The following is a 2654-nucleotide window of genomic DNA, read 5'->3' on the forward strand; positions in this document are numbered from 1 at the left end:
CCCGGGCGCAAACGTGCCCCGGGGGGGGGTGGGGCTCGGCTTCTCGCTGGGCTGGTGCGGGCGGGTGTGGGCGCGCCCCGGCGGGCGCCGGGTGTCCATTCTCGGCATCATGATCAGCCTGATCGCGTCCATGGACGACACCCCGGAGATGCTGCGCTGCAAGGGCCAGATCGACCACGTCGGCGGCGCGCCGTGGACGCCGGAGCTGATCGACATCTGGCGCGATCGCTTCGGCGTGCGCGCGGCGGGCAGCTCGGTGTTCGGCCTGACCGAGGCCACCTTCATCACCAGCACCCCGCCCGATATGACCGCCCCGCTCGGCTCGTCGGGCCGCCGCAACGCCGATTTCGACGTGCGCATCGTCGACGACGAGGACCGCGAGCTGCCCCCCGGCGTGTCCGGCGAGATCATCGTGCGTCCGCGCCGCCCGCACATCATGTTCGAGGGCTACTGGCGCAGGCCCGACGCCACCGCCGCGGTCATGCGCAATCTGTGGTTCCACACCGGCGACATCGGCAAGTTCGACGAGGACGGCTGGTTCTGGTTCGTCGACCGCAAGAAGGACTACCTGCGCCGGCGCGGCGAGAACGTCTCCAGCTTCGAACTCGAGCGCACCTTCCGCGCCCACCCCGACATCGCCGAGGTGGCGGTGCACGCGGTGGCCTCCGAGCACACCGAGGACGACATCAAGGTCACCGCGGTGCGCACCTCGGCCGGGACGGTCACCGAGGAACAGCTGTGCCGGTGGTCGCTGGACAAACTGCCCTACTTCGCGGTGCCCCGCTACATCGAGTTCCGCGACGAGCTGCCCCGCAACGCCACGGGCAAGATCCTCAAGTACCAACTGCGCGAGGAGGGGGTGACCGCGGCGACCTGGGACATCGAACAGTCGTCCGTGGTCGTCTCCAAGCGCTGACCGGCGGGCCGGCGGCGTGGCCGGCTCCGATGACAGGAGAACACCGAATGTCCGAACTCGACCTGCTGCAAGCCGTGCGGCTCAAGGGTCGTGCTCGTGCCGCCGACCTGGCGGCCACGGCGGGACTGCCCGAGGCCGACGGCAGCGCCGAACTCGCCCGGCTCGCCGCGGCGGGACTCGTCGAGGGCAAGTCCCTGCTGCGGATCACCCCCGCCGGGCGCGAGCGGCTCGACGCGCTGCTGGCCGAGGAGCGCGCCGGCGCCGACAGTGCCGCGATCTCCGTGCTCTACAGCGCCTTCCGCGCCGTCAACGCCGACTTCAAGGCCCTGGTGGTGGACTGGCAGCTCAAGGACGGTGAGCCGAATCCACACACCGACGCCGACTACGACGCCGCGGTGCTGGCCCGGCTGGCCGAGATCCACGAACGCGTCGTGCCGATCCTGGACTCGGCCGCCGTGCAGATCCCGCGCCTGGCCCGCTACACGGGCAAGCTGGCCGACGCGCTCACCGAGATCCGGGCGGGCGACCACAGCTGGTTCACCAAGCCCATCGCCGACTCGTATCACACGGTGTGGTTCGAGCTGCACGAAGAGCTGATCCTGGCCGCGGGCCTGACCCGCGAGGCCGAAGCCCGAGCAGGCCACGCCCACTGACCCGTAGCGTTCGGCCCCGAGAGCCGGCGAAGGAGGAATCATGCCGCTGCAGGACCACATGCAGCTCATCTCGACCGACGACCACCTGATCGAGCACCCGCTGCTGTGGAGCGAGCGGTTGCCGAGCAAGTACGTCGAGCGCGGCCCCCGCATCATCGAGAAGGTGATGAACGAGGGCAACCCGCCGGCCCAGGTCTGGCAGTGGGAGGACCGCATCTACCCCTACATCGGGTTGAACGCGGTGGCGGGCAAGAAGCCCGAGGAGTTCGGCGCCGAGCCGGTCCGCTACGACGACATGCTGCCCGGCTGCTACGACCCCGCCGCCCGCATCGCCGACATGGACATCGACGGCGTACAGGCAGCGCTGTGCTTCCCCTCGTTCCCCCGTTTCGCCGGCACCGTCTTCCTCCAGGGCGAGGACAAGGACCTGGCGCTGCTGTGCGTGCAGGCCTGGAACGACTACGTGCTCGACGTGTGGTGCCCCACCGCCCCGGACCGCTACATCCCCATGACGATCATGCCGCTGTGGGACCCGGAGCTGTGCATCGCCGAGATCGAACGCACCGTCGGCCGTGGCTCGCGCGCCATCTCCTTCCCGGAGAACCCGGTCCCGCTCGGCCTGCCCTCCTTCCACACCGACCACTGGGACCGCTTCTTCTCCGCCTGCGAGGAGTACGAGCAGGTGCTGTGCACCCACTTCGGCACTTCGGGCAAGCCGCCCATCACCGCGCCGGAGGCCCCGATGGCGGTGATGATCGCGCTGTTCGGCTGCAACTCCATGTACGCCACCGCCGACCTGCTGTTCTCCCCGGTCTTCCACCGCCACCCGCGCCTGAAGTTCGCGTTGAGCGAGGGCGGCGTCGGCTGGGTGCCCTACATGCTCGAGCGCATCGACGAGACCTGGGAGCGGCACCGCTTCTACCAGAACGTCAACCAGACCGTGCGCCCGTCGGAGCTGTTCCGTGCGCACATCTACGGTTGCTTCATCTCCGACCAGCACGGCATCGACAACCGCCACAAGATCGGCATCGACAACATCACCTGGGAGTGCGACTACCCGCACTCGGACTCCAACTGGCCCAACA

Annotated in this window: 3 protein-coding genes; all 3 read left to right on the forward strand. The window is 69.3% G+C overall.

All coding sequences use genetic code 11. The features are described from left to right. The coding region (locus QH283_RS04970; protein ID WP_280501831.1) for an AMP-binding protein at window positions 1–916 on the forward strand (916 nt) is incomplete at its 5' end. A gap of 47 nt (window positions 917–963) precedes the next feature. Next, on the forward strand, window positions 964–1569 hold the full coding sequence (locus QH283_RS04975) for a MarR family transcriptional regulator (RefSeq protein ID WP_280501832.1): 606 nt from the start codon (window positions 964–966) through the stop codon (window positions 1567–1569). Window positions 1570–1609: 40 nt separating this feature from the next. After that, window positions 1610–2654 (forward strand): amidohydrolase family protein (locus QH283_RS04980; RefSeq protein WP_280501833.1); only part of this gene is annotated, 1045 nt, incomplete at its 3' end.

Source organism: Nocardia farcinica, assembly GCF_029867845.1.
Taxonomy (GTDB): domain Bacteria; phylum Actinomycetota; class Actinomycetes; order Mycobacteriales; family Mycobacteriaceae; genus Nocardia; species Nocardia farcinica_A.

What these genes read in the sequence shown, in the direction of transcription:
- QH283_RS04975 (WP_280501832.1), top strand. Translation starts at nt 964, where the DNA reads ATGTCCGAACTCGACCTGCTGCAAGCCGTGCGGCTCAAGGGTCGTGCT.